Origin of the sequence: Duganella sp. SG902, assembly GCF_013376005.1 — a bacterium.
In the GTDB taxonomy this organism is placed as follows: Bacteria; Pseudomonadota; Gammaproteobacteria; order Burkholderiales; family Burkholderiaceae_D; genus Rugamonas.
The window spans coordinates 86766-103375 of record NZ_JABMJK010000008.1; the positions used below are offsets into that span (position 1 = coordinate 86766).

The 16610-nt window shown below is 65.8% G+C and carries 19 protein-coding genes; 12 read left to right on the top strand and 7 right to left on the bottom strand.

Going from position 1 to position 16610, the window contains the following annotated elements; translation table 11 throughout:
* Positions 1–63 precede the first annotated feature (63 nt).
* On the top strand, positions 64–441 hold the full coding sequence (locus FHW83_RS17940) for a KGG domain-containing protein (RefSeq protein ID WP_176647711.1): 378 nt from the start codon (positions 64–66) through the stop codon (positions 439–441).
* Positions 442–458: 17 nt separating this feature from the next.
* Here FHW83_RS17940 and FHW83_RS17945 read toward each other — a convergent pair whose 3' ends face one another.
* Positions 459–956, bottom strand: coding sequence for a pyridoxamine 5'-phosphate oxidase family protein (locus tag FHW83_RS17945; RefSeq protein WP_176647712.1), 498 nt, complete (start codon positions 954–956; stop codon positions 459–461).
* 108 nt (positions 957–1064) lie between these two features.
* Here FHW83_RS17945 and FHW83_RS17950 point away from each other — a divergent pair, with 108 nt between their 5' ends.
* From FHW83_RS17950 to FHW83_RS17970, 5 genes are read left to right on the top strand one after another with little or no spacing between them, the layout of a single operon-like run.
* Positions 1065–1757 (top strand): PepSY-associated TM helix domain-containing protein, encoded by a 693-nt coding sequence (locus tag FHW83_RS17950; RefSeq protein WP_176647713.1) that lies wholly within the window; start codon positions 1065–1067, stop codon positions 1755–1757.
* 24 nt (positions 1758–1781) lie between these two features.
* Positions 1782–2291 carry a DUF2271 domain-containing protein gene (locus FHW83_RS17955; RefSeq protein ID WP_176647714.1) on the top strand — a complete coding sequence of 170 codons (510 nt, stop codon included), beginning with the start codon at positions 1782–1784 and terminating at the stop codon, positions 2289–2291.
* A 15-nt stretch (positions 2292–2306) separates the two neighbouring features.
* Entirely contained in the window at positions 2307–3146 is an 840-nt protein-coding gene (locus FHW83_RS17960; RefSeq protein WP_176647715.1) for a DUF4198 domain-containing protein, read from the top strand.
* A gap of 7 nt (positions 3147–3153) precedes the next feature.
* A complete protein-coding gene (locus tag FHW83_RS17965) occupies positions 3154–4164 on the top strand; it encodes an FAD:protein FMN transferase (RefSeq protein ID WP_176647716.1) in 1011 nt (336 codons plus the stop codon).
* Entirely contained in the window at positions 4161–5525 is a 1365-nt protein-coding gene (locus FHW83_RS17970) for a sulfite reductase subunit alpha (RefSeq protein WP_176647717.1), read from the top strand. The genes FHW83_RS17965 and FHW83_RS17970 overlap by 4 nt, the downstream gene beginning before the upstream one ends.
* A gap of 93 nt (positions 5526–5618) precedes the next feature.
* Here FHW83_RS17970 and FHW83_RS17975 read toward each other — a convergent pair whose 3' ends face one another.
* The 6 genes from FHW83_RS17975 to FHW83_RS18000 form a co-directional block, all read right to left on the bottom strand.
* Complete coding sequence (locus FHW83_RS17975; RefSeq protein WP_176647718.1) at positions 5619–6917, bottom strand: DUF2325 domain-containing protein; 1299 nt, start codon at positions 6915–6917, stop codon at positions 5619–5621.
* A gap of 18 nt (positions 6918–6935) precedes the next feature.
* Positions 6936–7268 (bottom strand): hypothetical protein, encoded by a 333-nt coding sequence (locus FHW83_RS17980; RefSeq protein ID WP_176647719.1) that lies wholly within the window; start codon positions 7266–7268, stop codon positions 6936–6938.
* 94 nt (positions 7269–7362) lie between these two features.
* A complete protein-coding gene (hemP, locus tag FHW83_RS17985) occupies positions 7363–7560 on the bottom strand; it encodes a hemin uptake protein HemP (protein WP_176647720.1) in 198 nt (65 codons plus the stop codon).
* 198 nt (positions 7561–7758) lie between these two features.
* On the bottom strand, positions 7759–8550 hold the full coding sequence (locus tag FHW83_RS17990; RefSeq protein WP_176647884.1) for a Crp/Fnr family transcriptional regulator: 792 nt from the start codon (positions 8548–8550) through the stop codon (positions 7759–7761).
* 203 nt (positions 8551–8753) lie between these two features.
* Positions 8754–9398 (bottom strand): response regulator transcription factor, encoded by a 645-nt coding sequence (locus FHW83_RS17995; RefSeq protein WP_176647721.1) that lies wholly within the window; start codon positions 9396–9398, stop codon positions 8754–8756.
* 87 nt (positions 9399–9485) lie between these two features.
* Positions 9486–9953: a universal stress protein gene (locus FHW83_RS18000; RefSeq protein ID WP_176647722.1), complete on the bottom strand. Its 468-nt coding sequence runs from the start codon at positions 9951–9953 to the stop codon at positions 9486–9488.
* A 269-nt stretch (positions 9954–10222) separates the two neighbouring features.
* Between FHW83_RS18000 and FHW83_RS18005 the strand changes: the two genes are divergently transcribed.
* From FHW83_RS18005 to leuB, 6 genes are all read left to right on the top strand, one after another.
* Complete coding sequence (locus tag FHW83_RS18005) at positions 10223–11053, top strand: protein phosphatase CheZ (RefSeq protein ID WP_176647723.1); 831 nt, start codon at positions 10223–10225, stop codon at positions 11051–11053.
* Positions 11053–12966, top strand: coding sequence for a chemotaxis protein CheA (locus tag FHW83_RS18010; RefSeq protein ID WP_176647724.1), 1914 nt, complete (start codon positions 11053–11055; stop codon positions 12964–12966). The genes FHW83_RS18005 and FHW83_RS18010 overlap by 1 nt, the downstream gene beginning before the upstream one ends.
* A 191-nt stretch (positions 12967–13157) precedes the next feature.
* Positions 13158–14561: a 3-isopropylmalate dehydratase large subunit gene (leuC, locus tag FHW83_RS18015; RefSeq protein ID WP_176647885.1), complete on the top strand. Its 1404-nt coding sequence runs from the start codon at positions 13158–13160 to the stop codon at positions 14559–14561.
* Positions 14562–14612: 51 nt separating this feature from the next.
* A complete protein-coding gene (locus FHW83_RS18020; RefSeq protein WP_092274095.1) occupies positions 14613–14738 on the top strand; it encodes an entericidin A/B family lipoprotein in 126 nt (41 codons plus the stop codon).
* Between the two features lie 86 nt (positions 14739–14824).
* A complete protein-coding gene (gene leuD, locus FHW83_RS18025) occupies positions 14825–15472 on the top strand; it encodes a 3-isopropylmalate dehydratase small subunit (RefSeq protein WP_176647725.1) in 648 nt (215 codons plus the stop codon).
* An 11-nt stretch (positions 15473–15483) separates the two neighbouring features.
* Positions 15484–16554 (top strand): 3-isopropylmalate dehydrogenase, encoded by a 1071-nt coding sequence (leuB, locus tag FHW83_RS18030; RefSeq protein ID WP_176647726.1) that lies wholly within the window; start codon positions 15484–15486, stop codon positions 16552–16554.
* Positions 16555–16610 lie beyond the last annotated feature (56 nt).

Consider the following 16610-nt stretch of genomic DNA (forward strand, 5'->3'; position numbering starts at 1 on the left):
GGTGAACTAGGATGACTGCTCCTGTGATGCACGCAGGAGTGGTTATTACTTCAGGAGATCATCATGGCAACCAACGACAAAGGCAGCAAACAGGAAGGAAAATCCGGTAGCAAACAAAGCGGCGATACCAGCAAGCGCGGCTTCGCTTCGATGGACCCGGAACAGCAGCGTGAAATCGCCGCGGAAGGCGGCCGCGCCGCGCATGAAAAAGGCACGGCCCACGAGTTCACCTCGGAAGAGGCACGCCGCGCCGGCGCCATGAGCCACAAGAACGATCCGGGGCGCAACAGCCAGAGCGCCTCGTCGGGCAGCGGCTCGCGCGGCAGCGCCGGCGCCGGCAACAAAGGCGGCGCCGACGAGGATGATGAGGAAGAGGACGAAGGCGGCGGTGGTAGCGGCGGCAAGGGTGGTCGCGGTTCCTCGGGACGCTCGAAAACCTGATCGTCCCGGCGCCGGCATTACAGGCAAATGGTGGTGTGCTTGCCCATGACCACCGGCGTGTCGCCCGTAATCCTGGCCTTGGCCAGTTGCACCAGCTGCTTCATCTTGCTGGTGCTGGCGTCCCAGTACTCGGCGGTCTGGATCCTGACCCGTATCATGGCCAGATGCGGGTCGTCCAGGCCGCCGGGGAACCAGGTCCGCATCAGTGGATTCCACAGCTCGCGCGCCTTGGCGCGGTCCTTGACCAGGTAGGCCTGCCCGGTCACCGACAAGTACATGTGCTGGTCCGGATTGGAAAAGCTGACGTTGACCTCGGGATTGTCCTCCAGGTCGCGCGTGAAGGCCGCCTCGTCCGAGGTGAAGAACCACATATTCCCCTCGTTGTCGATCTGCTGGGCGGTCAGCGGCCGGCTGCTCAGCATGTTGTCGTTGTCGACCGTGGTGAACATGCCAAAGCGCACATCCTTGATCTTGGCGGCGATGGTGTTGATCTGTTCCTGTGAATAAAGCGGCATGATGCGCCTCCAGCGTGAAGGGATGGTGGCCCCACCTTAGCGCGCGCGGCCGCTTCGCACTGTGCGCAACTTTACATAATAGATACACAAGTCGGATTGACTCATCAAATGATAATCATTATCATTTATGTTTTTCGATCCGAAGGACCTCCCGTGAGCGTACCCAGCGCCAGTTCCGCCCGCAATGCCAGCCGCGCCGTCTGGCTGAAGCATTTGCACCAGTGGCATTGGGTCAGCTCGGCCATGTGCCTGCTTGGCATGTTCCTGTTCGCGATCACCGGCATCACCCTCAACCATGCCTCCCAGATCGAGGCCAAGCCGACCATCGTGCGTCAGCAGGCGCAGCTGCCGGCGGCGCTGGCGGCCGAGCTGCGCGCCTACGCCGAACGGCATGACGGCGCCAAGGAGCCGCTGCCGGCCAAGGCCGAGCAATGGCTGGAGCAGATGTTCAAGATCCAGCCGGGCGGGCGCGCGGCCGAATGGTCGGTCGATGAAGTCTACCTGCCCCTGCCCAAGGCCGGCGGCGACGCCTGGGTGCGCATCGGCCTGGAGGATGGCGCCACCGAATTCGAAAACACCGACCGCGGCTGGATCTCCTGGCTGAACGACGTCCACAAGGGCCGCAACACCGGCGCGGTATGGAACTGGTTCATCGACATCTTCGCCGTGGCTTGCCTGGTGTTCTGCGTCACCGGCCTGCTGATCCTGAAATTCCACGCGGCCAACCGGCCGTTCACCTGGCCGATGGTGGGGCTGGGTGTGCTGATCCCCGTCGGTATTGCACTGCTGTTTATTCACTGATATCACTCTCACCACAGGACTTCCATGAAATTACGCTACTCCATCGCGCTCAGTTTGCCTCTCGCCAGTGCCTCGGCCATGGCGGCCGATCTGGCGCTCAAGCTCGACGTGCCGCAGCTGAACGTGGCCGAATACCATCGTCCTTACATCGCCGCATGGCTGGAGAACGCCGACCAGAAGGTGGTCGCCAACCTGGCCGTGCTGTACGACACCAAGAAGAAGGACAACGCCGGCACCAAGTGGCTCAAGGACATGCGTCAGTGGTGGCGCAAGACCGGCCGCGAGCTGACCATGCCGATGGATGGCGTGTCGGGCGCGACCAAGGCGCCGGGCGAGCTGACCCTGAATATCCCGAAGGGCGCGCTGGACAAGCTGCCGGCCGGCCAGTACACCGTGCTGGTGGAAGCGGCGCGCGAAGCGGGCGGGCGTGAAGTGGTGAAGGTGCCGCTGGCGTGGCCGCCGAAGAGCGCCGCCAGCGTGACCGGCCAGGGCAAGGAGGAACTGGGCGCCGTCGTTGTACAAGTCAAACCATAAGCCAGGGGCGGAGACATGAAACTGCACAAATCGTTGATCGCGCTGGCGCTGGCCGGCATGTCGCTGGTGTCGACGGGCGCTCACGCCCACAAGCCATGGATCCTGCCATCGTCGAGCCAGGTGGAGCCCGGCCGCGACGGCAACGCCTGGGTGACGGTGGACGCCGCCATCTCCGAAGGCCTGTTCGATATCGACCACCAGGCGCTGAAGCTCGATGGCATCGACATCACCGGCCCGGACGGCGCCAAGCTGACCCCGGAGAACGTCGGCAACGGCAAGCTGCGCAACACCTTCGACCTGAAACTGGTCAAGCCCGGCACCTACAAGATCGCGCTGGTGTCGCAAAGCGTGTTCGGCAGCTACAAGGACAAGGAAGGCAACGTCAAGCGCTTCCGCGGCAGCGAGGAATCGCTGGCCAAGGACGTGCCGGCCGACGCCACCGAGGTGAAACTGTCGCGCACCGAGAGCCGCCTCGAGACCTTCGTCACCAACGGCGACGCCAGCAAGGAAGTGCTGAAGGCGACGGGCAAGGGCCTGGAGCTGGTGCCGGTCACCCATCCGACCGAACTGCGCGCGGGCGAGAAGGCCACCTTCCGCTTCCTGCTGGACGGCAAGCCGGCCGCCAACCAGGGCGTGAGCCTGATTCCGGGCGGCGTCAAGTATCGCGGCACGCTGGGCGAAATCCGCAAGACCACCGACGCCAACGGCGAACTGACCCTGGTGCTGCCGGCCGCCGGCGCCTACATGGTCAGCAGCAGCTGGCCGGCCGCCGCGCCGCAAGCGCCGGGCCAGCCGCCGCAGATGCCGCCGCGCCGCGCGACCTACGCGGCGGTGGTCGAGATCCTGCCGGAATAAGGCTGGCATGCGCCGGGTTCTCCTGCCTCACGACATCAGCGACGACCCGGCGCCGGAAGGCGGCGTGATCCGCGAGTACGCCGGCCACAGCATGGGCACCAGCTGGTCGGTGCGGCTGGTGGCGGCGCCGCATGCCGTCTGCGATCATCTGCGGGACGGGCTGCAGCAGCAGCTCGACTCCATCGTCGACGAGATGAGCCACTGGGAGGCCGAGTCCGACCTGGGGCGCTTCAACCGCGCGGCGCCGGACAGCTGGCAGGTGCTGCCGCCGGCGTTCTTCGACGTGCTGTCCTACGCCATGGAGGTGGCGCGCGCCTCCGGCCGCGCCTACGATCCGTGCGCGGGTTCGCTGGTCAACCTGTGGGGCTTCGGGCCCTACGGGCGGTTTGACCAGCCTGATTTCGTGGCGCCGTCCGCCGACGAAATCGCCATCGCGCGATCGCAACTGGCGGCGCGGCCGCTGATCCTGCAGCGCGACGGCCGCCGCGCGTTGCAGCCGGGCGGCGTGCAGCTGGATTTGTCGGCGGTGGCCAAGGGCTACAGCGTCGACCGGCTGTCCTACTACCTGAAAACGCAGGGCTGCGCGCACCACCTGGTGGAAGTCGGCGGCGAGCTGCGCGGCAGCGGCGTCAAGCCGGATGGCCAGCCCTGGTGGGTGATGCTGGAGCAGGTGGCCGGCGCCGAGATGGACGAACTGGTGCTGGCGCTGCACGGCCTGGCGGTCGCCACCTCGGGCGACTACCGGCGCTATTTTGAAATGAATGGCCGGCGCTATTCGCACACCATCGACCCGCGCAGCGGCATGCCGATCGCCAACGACCTCGCCTCGGTGACCGTGGTGCACGCGCAATGCATGGCGGCCGACGCGTGGTCGACCGCGCTGACCGTGCTGGGCGCGCGCGACGGCCTGCAACTGGCCGAGCTGCAGGGCCTGGCCGCGCGTTTCGTGGTGCGCCGGGCGGACGGCGGCTGCAGCGAACACCTGAGTACCCACCTACGCAACATGCTCGACGAATGATCTGGACCAACGACCCGACCCGATTGATGCTGGTGGCAGGCATGGGCGCGGCCTACGCGCTGGTGTGCCTGGCGCCCTACCTGCGCGCGCGCCGCAAGCGCCTGGCCGCCGCGCGCGCCAAGGCGGAGGCGGCGGCATCGCCGGGCTGGATCGTCGCCTACGCGAGCCAGACCGGCAATGCCGAGGAACTGGCGCGGCAGACCGCCGCCACGCTGAAGCTGGCCGGGATACCGGCGCGGCTGGCGGAATTGTCAGAGCTTGGAGCGGCTGATTTGCAGGACGCCGAGCGCATCCTGTTCCTGGTCAGCACCTACGGCGAAGGCGACGCGCCGGACGCGGCGGCGGCGTTCGCCGGCCGCCTGATGACCGCCTCGCTGCCGCTGCCGCGGCTGCATTACGCGGTGCTGGCGCTGGGCGACAGCGCCTACGCGCAGTTCTGCGGCTTCGGCCGCGCGCTCGACCAGTGGCTGCAGGCGCAAGGCGCGCAAAGCCTGTTCCCGCGCGTGGAAGTGGATCGCAGCGCCGACCAGGCGATCGGGCAATGGCGCTGGCAACTGAGCCATCTGGCCGGCACCAGCGACGCGCCGGACTGGGGCGCGCCAGCGTTCGACGCATGGCGCTTGAGCGAGCGCGTGCAGCTGAACGCCGGCAGCGCGGGCGCGCCGATCTACCACCTGGAGTTTGAGCCGGTGAATGGCGCGCTGCCGGAATGGCAGTCGGGCGACCTGGCGCAGATCGCCGCGCCGGCCGATCCATCGCGCGCGCGCGACTACTCGATCGCCTCGATCCCGGCCGATGGGCGCGTGCACTTGCTGGTGCGCCTGCATACGCACGAGGATGGCAGCCACGGCGTGGTTTCCGGCTGGCTCACGCGGCAGGTCGCGCTGGGCGACAGCGTGCAATTGCGCCTGCGCCAGCACAAGCGCTTCCGTCTGGAAGGCAACGCCGAGCGTCCGCTGATCCTGATCGGCAACGGCAGCGGCATCGCCGGCCTGCGCGGCCACCTGAAGGCGCGCGCGCTGGCGGGGCGGGGGCGCAACTGGTTGCTGTTCGGCGAGCGCAACGCCGCCTACGACCATCACTATCGCGCCGAGCTCGAAGGCTGGCGGCGCGACGGCATGCTGGAACGGCTGGACCTGGTGTTCTCGCGCGACCAGGCCGGGCGCCGCTACGTGCAGGACCGGCTGGCCGAGCAAGCGGCGCTGGTGCGCGAGTGGGTGGCGCAAGGCGCGGCGATCTACATTTGCGGCAGTCTGGAAGGGATGGCGGGCGGCGTCGACGCGGCGCTGGCGCAGGCGCTGGGCCGGGAAGCCCTCGACCGACTGGCCGCCGCCGGCCGCTACCGCCGCGACGTCTACTAAAATCCGGGGTCAGGTCCTCCATTTCTACACGGCCTCAACCGTAGCGGGACGCTACGGTTGAGGCCGTGTAGAAATGGAGGACCTGACCCCGGATTAGTCGGCGCTGGCTTGTTCCAGGCCGCGGGCGAGGCTGGAGATCGATGGGTTGTCGATGAATACGCAGCGCTTGCCGTTGCGCTTGCAGTAGTCTTTCACGCGCCAGTAGGCGCTGTGGCTGATGCAGCCGGTCTGGCAAATCACCAGGTCGGCCGCCGCCAGGCTCGCTTCGAGCCGGTTGGCGTTGTCCTCCAGCCCGCCATCGTGGTGCGCGAATTGCGCGCCTTCGCGTTCGATCAGTTCGCGGTAGCTGGCGACGTTGCCGTTGCGGCCGCCCACGCACAGCACGGAACGCTCGCTCAGGCGCAGCGGCATTTTCATCACGTGTTCCACCACCTGCCGCGCCTCCTCCTGCACCGGCGCCGGCGCCGCCTGCTGCTCGGCGGCGCGCGCCAGTTCCAGCTTCAATTCGGTGATCTGGTTGCGCATCGCGCGCTCGCGTTCCTCCATCTGGCTCAGCCGCTCGGCCAGCCTGGCGCGCGATTCGAGGCCCGGGATCGATTCGCGTAATTGCTCGAGCTCGGTCTTCAGGGAGTCGATCATGCTGTCCTTGCCGACCAGTTGCGCGCGCAGCTGCATCAGCTGGGCGGCGTGCCTTTCCGCGTCGCCGCTTTTTTCGCTCATCAGGACGGTCGCGCGCTGCTGCGCCTTGGCCAGGTCGTGCGCGAGGCGCTTGTTTTCTTCCAGCGTGGCGTTGAATTTGTTGAGGTCGGCCCGCACGCACGCCCCGGCCTGGTGCTGCACCATGTGCAGGTCGCGGCACATCTGTTCCTCCAGCTCGGCGGTGCAGCGCGGATGCGTGAGGCCGGCCCAGAAGGCGCCGGCGACGTCGCCGTTGTGGACGGCCGCGCGCCACAGCTCCGCCACCTGTTCGGTGGTCTTGGCGTTGCGGAAGCGCAGCAGCACGCCGGCGTAGCGGCGCTCCAGCTCTTTCTGCAGCGCTTCCGACAGGCGGTTGCGCGTGCCGCATTCGGTCACGGCGCCGACGTGCACCTCGTAGTCGTCGGCCACCACTTTGCCGTTGGTGACTTTGTCCACCAGCTTGCGCAGCACGCCCAGCGGGAAGCCGACGCCGATCAGCGGGCAATGACAGGCGTGGCCCAGTTCCCACAGGCGGCGCCGGCGCGACGCCTGCGCCTCCGGCGCTTTGGCCAGCACGTTCAGGACGTTGTTGATGATTGGCTTGATGACTTGCTGTTCAACCGGACGGGCCGCGCCCGCCGGGCCCGGCGTTGCCGCGGCTGGCGGCATGGCGGCGGCGATGATGGCCGCCAGGGGATCGTGTTTCTCGCACATCGCTGGACGCTCCTCCGCTCACGCCACCGACGGCGCGGTGCGCGCGCGCGCCATGATGCGGCTGAGGAAGTTGGTTTTTTCCTGTTCGTGCAGGTTGCGCTCCACCTCGTTGGCCCATTGCTCGGACAGCTGCTGGCACGTCGCGCTCAGCACCGGCGCCAGCTCGGGCAGGCTGGCCAGCGCTTTCAGGTGGCGCTCGATCACCGAGGCCAGCTTGACGCAGCCGCCGGCCGCTTCGCTGCCGGCCGTGTAGTGCGACATCAGGTGCAGCACGGCGGACAGCATGAGTTCGGGATTGTGGCCGCCATGCGATGGGGCGAGGAAGATCGGGTTGCTATGTTCGATGGCCATCAGACGCTCCTGTGTAAGAGAGAGTACGGCTGGCGGCGTGCTGGCGACTCGGAGGGGAGGGTGGGCGCGCGGCGGCGCGCCCTTTAACGCACGGTTAAGCGGTGAGAATCAGTTTATTGAGTTGCGTGATGCGCAGGCGATAGACGCGGCCGCCGTGCTCGATTTCCAGCTCGCGGCCGCCCTCCATCAGGCTGGCGCTGCTGACGCGCTTGACGGGCTTGATCGCTTGCGCGGCGGCGGCGACTGGGTGGGCAGCGATGGCGGGCGGCATGGCGGGGGGGGTGGTGATCATCGTCTGGTTCTCCATAAATAAGAATGATTCGTATTTGCATTCATTATTGTGGAAGCCGCGCCGGAATGCAAGCCTTTTTCAGTTATAAATTCATTAAAAAACCTCATTAAAAAAACGGCCCGGTCGAAACCGGGCCCAAGGCTGGGTGATACGGGAGGTAGTACTGGAACGCTACAAGTGCTACGGGTGCTACGGGTGCTACAGGGCCGCCAGCAACTGGCCGGACGGTACGGTGGCGGCGCCCTTGCCGCGCGACGCCGGCTTGCCGCGCGTGCGCGAGGGCGGCAGGCGGCGCAGGGTTTTCAGGGCTTCCGGATCCTTGATGCCGATGGTGCGCTGGTCGACGCTGATCAGGCCGATCTCGTTGAAGGCCGACAGCGTGCGGCTCACGGTCTCCAGCGTCAGCCCCAGGTAGCTGCCGATCTCGTGGCGCGTCATGCGCAGGTTGAACAGCTTGCTGGAGTAGCCCATCTGCGAGAAGCGCTCCGCCAGCGCCACCAGGAAGCGCGCCACGCGCGCCTCGGCGCTGAGCGCGCCCAGCATGCCGATCATGGCTTGCTCGCGCACCAGCTCGCGGCTCATCACGCCGTACATCATGTTCTCCAGCTCCAGGTGCACGCGCCCCAGCGCGGTCAGCTTCTTGAACGGCAGCAGGATCAGGTCGCAGTCCGACAGCGCCACCGCCTCCGACGAGTAGTGGCGGGTGTGGATGCCGTCCACGCCCAGCATGTCGCCCTTCATCGGAAAGCTCAGCACCTGCTCGTTGCCGTACTCGTCGATCAGCACCGTCTTGAGGAAGCCGGAGTTGACGATGTACAGGGTGTCGAACGGCTGGCCGATGGTGTGGATGCGCTGGCCGGTCTTGAATTGCACGTGCTGGAACAGCAGCTCCTCGTTGGCCATGGAGTTGGCGGCCGGGATGTGCAGGAGGTCGCAGACTTCCTTGAGGTTCGACCAGAGCCGCCCCTGACGCTGGCGGCCGGCTTCCATCGACGACGATTGCAGCGTCGTCGCGGCCGGACGAATTTCAGTCGTTTGCGTAGACAGCATGGTGATCTCTCCTGTGGGCTAGGTGCTGTGCGGTATGGTTTCAGTATGCCAACACAGGGGGGAGATAGATATCAGCAACGGCTGAATGTGGACGTAGGAGTCCCACCGGTGAATGTAGGAGTACTCCTACGCCAGAGCCCGCCTCAGGTCTTGAACGGCGACAGCAGCCGGTGCGCCACCGCGTACTGCACCATCTCCGACAGCGAGTTCATGCCCATCTTCTGCATGATGCGGGTCTTGTGTGTGCTGACGGTCTTCACGCTCAGGTGTAGGCTGTTGGCGATCTCGGTGATGGAGCGCCCCGCCACCAGCAGCGAGAACACCTCGAACTCGCGGTCCGACAGCTGTTTGTGCAGCAGCGACTCGTGCGGCATCATGATGTTGAGCGCCAGCTGCTCGGCCACCTCGGTGCTGATATAGGGACGGCCGGAGGCGACCTTGCGGATCGCCCCCACCAGCTGGGTGCCGGCGCTTTCCTTGGTGAGGTAGCCCTGCGCGCCGGCGCGGATGGCGCGCACCGCGTATTGCTCCTCCTCGTGCATGGTGAGGATCAGGATGGCCAGCTTGGGCGCCTCGGCCTTGATCTGGCGGATCAGGTCGACCCCGCTGCGGCCGGGCATGGACAAGTCCAGCAGCAGCAGGTCGAAGCCGCCCTGGCGCACGTGGCCCAGCACCTCGAAACCGTCGATGGCCTCGCCCACGATGTCGATGTCCGGCGCGCCGTCGAGGATGCGCTTGAGGCCCTCGCGCATGATGGTGTGGTCATCCGCAATGACGATACGAATCATAAGGATCGCTTAAAAGTGATTGATGGTAATTGTTGTTGCGATTGAATTAACCTTATGATCTTACTACAAAAGCCCGGCGCGCGCCGTCTATTTGCCACCGGGTTCCTTGATCAGGCGGTGCACCAGCACCGGGATTTTGGAATGCTGCAACACCTTGTTGGTTACACTGCCCAGCAGCAACTGGCCCCAGCCGCTGCGCCCGTGCGAACCCATGAAGATCAGGTCGCAGCCATGCTGTTGCGCCACGTCGACGATCTTCAGCGCCGCGCTTTCGTGGAAGGCGGTGATGGCCTCGCAGCGCACGCCGCGCCTGGCGCAGGAGTCGGCCACGTCCTGGGTGTGCTCCCGGCCGGCGCGCTGCATGGCGGCGCGGTATTCCTCTTCGCTGGGGTAGCTGGGCGGGATGATTTCGACGTAGATCGGGTACTGGTATTCGGGCGCGACGAACAGCACCAGCACCTCGGCCCCGAGCTGCTCGGCGAACTGCACGCCGGCGCACGCGGTCTTGCTGGAGACGGCCGAGCCGTCGGTGGTGATCAGGATTTTGCGGTACATGATGGACCTCCCTTTCTGCATCAGCTCACAGCTTCATTGTAGTCGCGATTTACATTATTGATACTATGGAAAGACTTGATATTTATCAAATAAAAGCGCTTTGTCCCGTGCGGAACGGTGTGGGCTTTTATGCTTTTCACAGCTTTTTTTTGCACTAAAGCACTAGTTTTGTGTCACGCGGCTTACTCCGTTGTTCTATCCGATGTTAGTATCTCCAAATACAGCTAGTTTAGGGCAGCAAATTTACCAAATATGGAGAAGCAGGGATTATGACTAACGCCGCTGACGATTTCGACGCATTATTTGAAGAGGTGTCTGCTCAGAGTAAAAATGCAGCGCCCGCTCCAGCGCCTGCGCCCGCACCGGCTGCCGCCGCGGAAGATGACCTGGAAAGCCTGTTCGAAGAAGTCGCCGCCGCCCGCCCGCCCGATGTGGTGGCCACCGCCGAGCCGGCCGCCGCGCCCGCCGCCGCCGCGGCGGCCGATGGCGACAACGCCGACGGCAAGGATGTGATGTTCGAGCGCCTGGGCGGCATCGTGCGCCTGCTGCACGACTCGCTGCGCGAGCTCGGCTACGACAAGGCGCTGACCGAGGCCGCCACCCAGATCAGCGACGCCCAGGACCGCCTCGAATACGTCGCCTCGCTCACCGAGCAGGCCGCCAACAAGGTGCTCAACACGCTGGACGAGGGCATGCCGGAACAGGACGTGCTGTCCAAGCAATCCAAGGACATGGAAAACCGCTGGGCCGACCTGTTCGCCGGCAAGCTGAGCCTGGAGCAGTTCAAGCAGCTGGCCGGCGACTCGCAGAAATTCGCCGTGGCCGTGTCGGCCGCCACCGAGGCCGAGAAGGCGCGCCTGCTGGACATCATGATGGCGCAGGACTTCCAGGACATCACCGGCCAGCTGATCAAGAAGGTGGTGCACATCACCAAGACCGTCGAGCAGGAACTGGCGCAGCTGTTGAAAGACAACGCGCCGCCTAGCGTGAAGGAAAAAATCGCACAGAAAGAAGTGTCCCTGATGTCTGGTCCATCGGCGCCGACCGTGGCCCTGAGCCAGGATAGTGTTGACGACCTGCTTGCCGATCTGGGGTTCTAATGGACGATATGCTGAGAGATTTCGTCGTCGAGGCGATGGATCTGGCGGTCAACGTCGAGGAGCACTTGCTGCGCCTTGAACGTGACCCCGACAACAAGGAAACGCTGAACGCGGTGTTTCGCTCCTTCCACACCATCAAGGGCGGCGCCGGCTTCATGGGCCTGCCGGCGCTGGTGACCGCCTGCCACCTGACCGAAAACCTGTTCGACGCCCTGCGCACCGGCGCCGCGCCGGTGACGCCGCTGTCGATCGAGGCGGCGCTGCAGGCCTCGGGCTTCGTGGCCGACCAGCTGGCGGAGCTGAACGACGGCGCCGAGCCGAGCAGCCTGCCGGCCCTGCCGAGCGACCTGGAATCGCTGCTGAACGACGCCATCGCCGGCAAGACCGACGCCGCCCCGGCCAAGGCCGCCGCGCCGGCCCCGGCTCCCGCTCCCGCGCCCGCCGTGGCGCCAGCGGCGGTGGCCGCCGCGCCCGCCGCCGCCCCGTCGGCAGACGGCCTGGACTGGGAAGGCATGTACGAGGCGGTGATGCCGCCCGGCAGCTACACCCGTTCGGCCGCGCCGCCGGCCGCCGCAGCCGTCGCGCCGGCCGTGGCCGCCCCGGCGCCGGCCGCCCCGTCCAAGCCGGACGCGGCCGAAATCGCCGCCGTGGCCGCCGAGGTCAAGGCCGCCCCCGGCGCGCGCCGCGAAGCCGCCGAGAAGAAGGACGAGCGTCCGCAAAGCGCGCCGGCCAAGGAGGAATCGATCCGCATCGACGCCGTCAAGCTGGACGCGTTGCTGGAGGTGGCCGGCGAGTCGGTGCAGGCCGCCAACCAGGCCGCCGTGCTGCTGGAACGCCTGATGCAGTTCAAGTTCGAGGGCCAGGCGCAGACGCTGATGTCGACCCTGGCCGAGACGCTGGAACGCGCCTCGCGCTATTCGACCGAGCTGCAGCGCGCCACCCTGGCCACCCGCATGCAGCCGGTCGGCCGCCTGTTCCAGAAGTTCCCGCGCCTGGTGCGCGAGCTGGCCAAGGACCTGGGCAAGGAAGTCGACCTCAACATCGAGGGCGCGGAGACCGAGGTCGACCGCGTGGTGGTGGATTCGCTGTACGATCCGCTGGTGCACATGCTGCGCAACGCGCTCGACCACGGCGTCGAAACGCCGGAGGAGCGCGCCGCCGCCGGCAAGCCGATCCGTTCCTACATCCAGCTGAAAGCCTGGCAGGAAGCCAATAGCGTTATGATAGTGTTGCAGGACGACGGCAAGGGCATGGACCCGGTCAAGCTGCGCCAAAAGGCCCTGCAGAAGGGCCTGATCTCGGAATCGACGCCGCTGACCCCCGATGATTGCTATCAGCTGGTATTCTTACCGGGTTTCTCGACCAAGGAAGTGGCGTCCAGCGTGTCCGGCCGCGGCGTCGGCATGGACGTGGTGAAGACCGCCGTGGAGAAGAACCGCGGCGCCATCCACATCGAGTCCGAGCTGGGCAAGGGCACCAAGTTCTCGATCCGCCTGCCGATCGAGCTGTCGATCGTGCCGACCATGCTGGTCTCGACCTCGGGCGCGGCGCTGGCGCTGCCGATGGCCGTGGTGCAGCGCGTGGTCGAGCTGCCGGAAGTGTTCATGGAAGTGGGCGGCGCCCCGGTCCTCAAGGATCAGGGCCGTCCGCTGCCGGTGCGCTCGCTGGCCGACTCGCTGGGCTACGAGAGCTGCCGCGAGAAGGTTGGTATTGTTGTCTCCGCGCCACAGCCATACATCCTGGCGGTGGAGGCCGTGGACGGCACCGCCGACCTGGTGATTAAACCGATGACCGCGATTACTGTCGAGGGCATTACCGGCACGGCGCGCTCCGCCGAGGGCGAGCTGGTGCTAGTGGTGGGCCTATCGTTCCTAATGGACGGTTGTCGAGGAAGTGTACGCATGGCGGCCTAGTCAAACGACTGGGCCAGCAAAACCAAGAGCCTGCGTCCACACGCAGGCTTTTTTTTTAAGTTTTAGGGGTCATACCAAGTCGATCGGTATGCAGAAGGCGTCGGGCTCAAGAGGCTGGACAGCGGTGGCTGCTATTGCATTGCACAATATGGCATAATCAAGTTGGATAATCGTAGCAGTACGCAAATGACATCATGAAGACGCTTTACGACAAACTCTGGGAATCCCACGTGGTCCGCACCGAAGATGACGGCACCACCATCCTGTACATCGACCGCCACCTCGTGCACGAAGTGACCAGCCCGCAGGCCTTCGACGGCCTGCGCGCCGCCAACCGCCAGCCGTGGCGCCTGTCGGCCAACCTGGCGGTGGCCGACCACAACGTGCCGACCACCTCGCGCGCCGACGGTATCGCCGACCCGGTCTCGCGCCTGCAGGTGGAAACGCTGGACAAGAACGCCAAGTCCTACGGCCTGACCTACTTCAACATGAACGACAAGCGCCAGGGCATCGTGCACGTGATCGGCCCCGAGCAGGGCGCCACCCTGCCGGGCATGACCGTGGTCTGCGGCGACTCGCACACCTCGACCCACGGCGCCTTCGGCGCGCTGGCGCACGGCATCGGCACCTCGGAAGTGGAGCACGTGCTGGCCACCCAGACCCTGCTGCAGAAGAAATCCAAGGCCATGCTGGTGGAAGTCAACGGCGAACTGCCGGCCGGCGTCACCGCCAAGGACATCGTGCTGGCCATCATCGGCAAGATCGGCACCGCCGGCGGCACCGGCTACTGTATGGAGTTCGGCGGCTCGGCCATCCGCGCGCTGTCGATGGAGGGCCGCATGACGGTCTGCAACATGGCGATCGAGGCGGGCGCGCGCGCCGGCATCATCGGCGTCGACGACACCACCATCAACTACGTCAAGGGCCGTCCATTCTCGCCGGCCGGCCCGCAGTGGGATCAGGCGGTGGCCTACTGGCGCACCCTGCACACCGATCCGGGCGCCAAGTTCGACCTGGTGGTGACCCTGAACGCCGCCGAGATCAAGCCGCAGGTCACCTGGGGCACCTCGCCCGAGATGGTGCTGCCGGTCGACGGCCGCGTGCCGGACCCGGACCACGAGAAGGACAGCGTCAAGCGCAACGCCATCGAGAAGGCGCTGGTCTACATGGACCTGAAGCCGAACACCGCCATCGAGGACATCCGCATCGACAAGGTGTTCATCGGTTCCTGCACCAACTCGCGCATCGAGGACTTGCGCGCGGCCGCCGCCGTGGTGCGCGGCAAGCAGCGCGCCTCCAACGTCAAGCTGGCGCTGGTGGTGCCGGGCTCGGGCCTGGTGAAGGAGCAGGCCGAGCGCGAAGGCCTGGACCAGATCTTCAAGGCCGCCGGCTTCGAATGGCGCGAGCCGGGCTGCTCGATGTGCCTGGCGATGAACGCCGACCGCCTGGAACCGGGCGAACGCTGCGCGTCGACCTCCAACCGCAACTTCGAAGGCCGCCAGGGCCAGGGCGGGCGCACCCATCTGGTGTCGCCGGCGATGGCCGCGGCGGCCGGTATCGCCGGCCACTTTGTCGACGTGCGCGCACTGCACTGATTTATACAACGAGCGGCTGAGGCGCCGCACCCAACTAGGATAGGAACCATCATGAAAAAGATCATCGCTCTGACCATTATCGCTACCTTCGCACTGACCGGCTGCAACACCGTGGCCGGCATCGGCAAGGACGTGCAAAAAGCGGGGCAGGCGGTCCAGGGCGCCTCAGGCCATTAAAAACCGACGGCCTCGCCGCCGCCGTCATCCCGGCGAACGCCGGGATGACGGACGCAGGGGCGCTGGCCGTCCACAGCATAACGATCATGGAAAAATTTACGATTTATGAAGGGCTGGTCGCGCCGCTGGATCGCGCCAATGTCGACACCGACGCCATCATCCCGAAGCAGTTCCTGAAGTCCATCCACCGCACCGGCTTCGGCCCGAATCTGTTCGACGAGTGGCGCTACCTCGACCACGGCGAACCCGGCATGGACAACAGCAAGCGTCCGCTCAACCCGGACTTCGTGCTGAACGAGCCGCGCTACCAGGGCGCCTCCATCCTGCTGACCCGCAAGAACTTCGGTTGCGGCTCCTCGCGCGAACACGCGCCGTGGGCGCTGGACCAGTACGGCTTCCGCGCCATCCTGGCGCCCTCGTTCGCCGACATCTTCTTCAACAACTGTTTCAAGAGCGGCTTGCTGCCCATCGTATTAACCGAAGCACAGATCGATCATCTGTTCAATGAAGTCAAGGCCTTCCCCGGATACAAGCTGGTGGTGGATCTTGAGCAGCAGCGCATTTCCACCAGCAACGGCAGCGTCTCCTACCCATTCGAGATCGACGCCTTCCGCAAATACTGCCTGATGAACGGGCTCGACGATATCGGCCTGACGCTGCGCCACGCCGACGCTATCCGCGATTTCGAAGAGCGCCATCTGGCAAACCAACCCTGGTTGGCTAACGTCATCTAAAGATCGAAAAAATGAAAATCGCAATCCTCCCGGGCGACGGCATCGGCCCGGAAATCGTCGCACAGGCAGTCAAGGTACTGAATGTGCTGGGCGAACAATTTGAGATGGAAACCGCCCCGGTCGGCGGCGCCGGCTACGAGGCCAGCGGCCACCCGCTGCCGGAAGCCACGCTCAAGCTGGCCAAGGACGCCGACGCGGTGCTGTTCGGCGCCGTCGGCGACTGGAAGTACGACACCCTGGACCGTCCGCTGCGTCCCGAGCAGGCCATTCTGGGCCTGCGCAAGAACCTGGGCCTGTTCGGCAACCTGCGTCCGGCCATCCTGTATCCGGAACTGGCCGGCGCCTCGACGCTGAAGCCGGAAGTGGTGTCGGGCCTGGACATCCTGATCGTGCGCGAACTGACCGGCGACATCTACTTCGGCCAGCCGCGCGGCGTGCGCGAGTGCCCGGACGGTCCGTTCAAGGGTCAGCGCGAAGGCTACGACACCATGCGCTACGCCGAAGGCGAGATCCGCCGCATCGCCCACGTGGCGTTCCAGGCCGCGCAAAAGCGCGACAAGCGCCTGACCTCGGTGGACAAGGCCAACGTGCTGGAGACTTTCCAGTTCTGGAAGGACATCGTCACCGACGTGCACAAGGAGTACCCGGACGTGGCGCTGGACCACATGTACGTCGACAACGCCGCCATGCAGCTGGTGCGCGCGCCGAAGAAGTTTGACGTCATCGTCACCGGCAATATGTTTGGTGACATCCTCTCGGACGCCGCCGCCATGCTGACCGGTTCGATCGGCATGCTGCCGTCGGCCTCGCTGGACGCCAACAACAAGGGCCTGTACGAACCGTCGCACGGCTCGGCGCCGGACATCGCCGGCAAGGGCATCGCCAATCCGCTGGCCACCATTCTGTCGGCTGCCATGATGCTGCGCTTCTCGCTGAACAAGGCCGAGCAGGCCGACCGCATCGAAGCCGCCGTCAAGAAAGTGCTGGCGCAAGGCCTGCGCACCGCCGACATCTACGAGGCAGGCACCACCAAGGTGGGCACCGAAGAGATGGGCAACGCGGTCGTCAAGGCCCTCGGCTGATGCGCGTCGTCCCGGCGCAGGCCGGGACCCATAGAGCGTGCGCAGGGCCGCACACT

Excerpts from the sequence above, each read along its gene's own strand:
- leuB (WP_176647726.1), top strand. The coding sequence starts at position 15,484 with ATGAAAATCGCAATCCTCCCGGGCGACGGCATCGGCCCGGAAATCGTC.
- FHW83_RS17990 (WP_176647884.1), bottom strand. The coding sequence starts at position 8,550 with ATGGAAGCCGGCCGCCAGCGTCAGGGGCGGCTCTGGTCGAACCTCAAG.
- FHW83_RS18010 (WP_176647724.1), top strand. The coding sequence starts at position 11,053 with ATGGACGATATGCTGAGAGATTTCGTCGTCGAGGCGATGGATCTGGCG.
- FHW83_RS17980 (WP_176647719.1), bottom strand. The coding sequence starts at position 7,268 with ATGGCCATCGAACATAGCAACCCGATCTTCCTCGCCCCATCGCATGGC.
- FHW83_RS17955 (WP_176647714.1), top strand. The coding sequence starts at position 1,782 with ATGAAATTACGCTACTCCATCGCGCTCAGTTTGCCTCTCGCCAGTGCC.
- hemP (WP_176647720.1), bottom strand. The coding sequence starts at position 7,560 with ATGATCACCACCCCCCCCGCCATGCCGCCCGCCATCGCTGCCCACCCA.
- FHW83_RS18000 (WP_176647722.1), bottom strand. The coding sequence starts at position 9,953 with ATGTACCGCAAAATCCTGATCACCACCGACGGCTCGGCCGTCTCCAGC.
- FHW83_RS17995 (WP_176647721.1), bottom strand. The coding sequence starts at position 9,398 with ATGATTCGTATCGTCATTGCGGATGACCACACCATCATGCGCGAGGGC.
- FHW83_RS17940 (WP_176647711.1), top strand. The coding sequence starts at position 64 with ATGGCAACCAACGACAAAGGCAGCAAACAGGAAGGAAAATCCGGTAGC.
- FHW83_RS17965 (WP_176647716.1), top strand. The coding sequence starts at position 3,154 with ATGCGCCGGGTTCTCCTGCCTCACGACATCAGCGACGACCCGGCGCCG.
- leuD (WP_176647725.1), top strand. The coding sequence starts at position 14,825 with ATGGAAAAATTTACGATTTATGAAGGGCTGGTCGCGCCGCTGGATCGC.
- FHW83_RS17975 (WP_176647718.1), bottom strand. The coding sequence starts at position 6,917 with ATGTGCGAGAAACACGATCCCCTGGCGGCCATCATCGCCGCCGCCATG.
- FHW83_RS17960 (WP_176647715.1), top strand. The coding sequence starts at position 2,307 with ATGAAACTGCACAAATCGTTGATCGCGCTGGCGCTGGCCGGCATGTCG.
- FHW83_RS17945 (WP_176647712.1), bottom strand. The coding sequence starts at position 956 with ATGCCGCTTTATTCACAGGAACAGATCAACACCATCGCCGCCAAGATC.
- FHW83_RS17950 (WP_176647713.1), top strand. The coding sequence starts at position 1,065 with ATGATAATCATTATCATTTATGTTTTTCGATCCGAAGGACCTCCCGTG.
- FHW83_RS18020 (WP_092274095.1), top strand. The coding sequence starts at position 14,613 with ATGAAAAAGATCATCGCTCTGACCATTATCGCTACCTTCGCACTGACC.
- FHW83_RS17970 (WP_176647717.1), top strand. The coding sequence starts at position 4,161 with ATGATCTGGACCAACGACCCGACCCGATTGATGCTGGTGGCAGGCATG.
- FHW83_RS18005 (WP_176647723.1), top strand. The coding sequence starts at position 10,223 with ATGACTAACGCCGCTGACGATTTCGACGCATTATTTGAAGAGGTGTCT.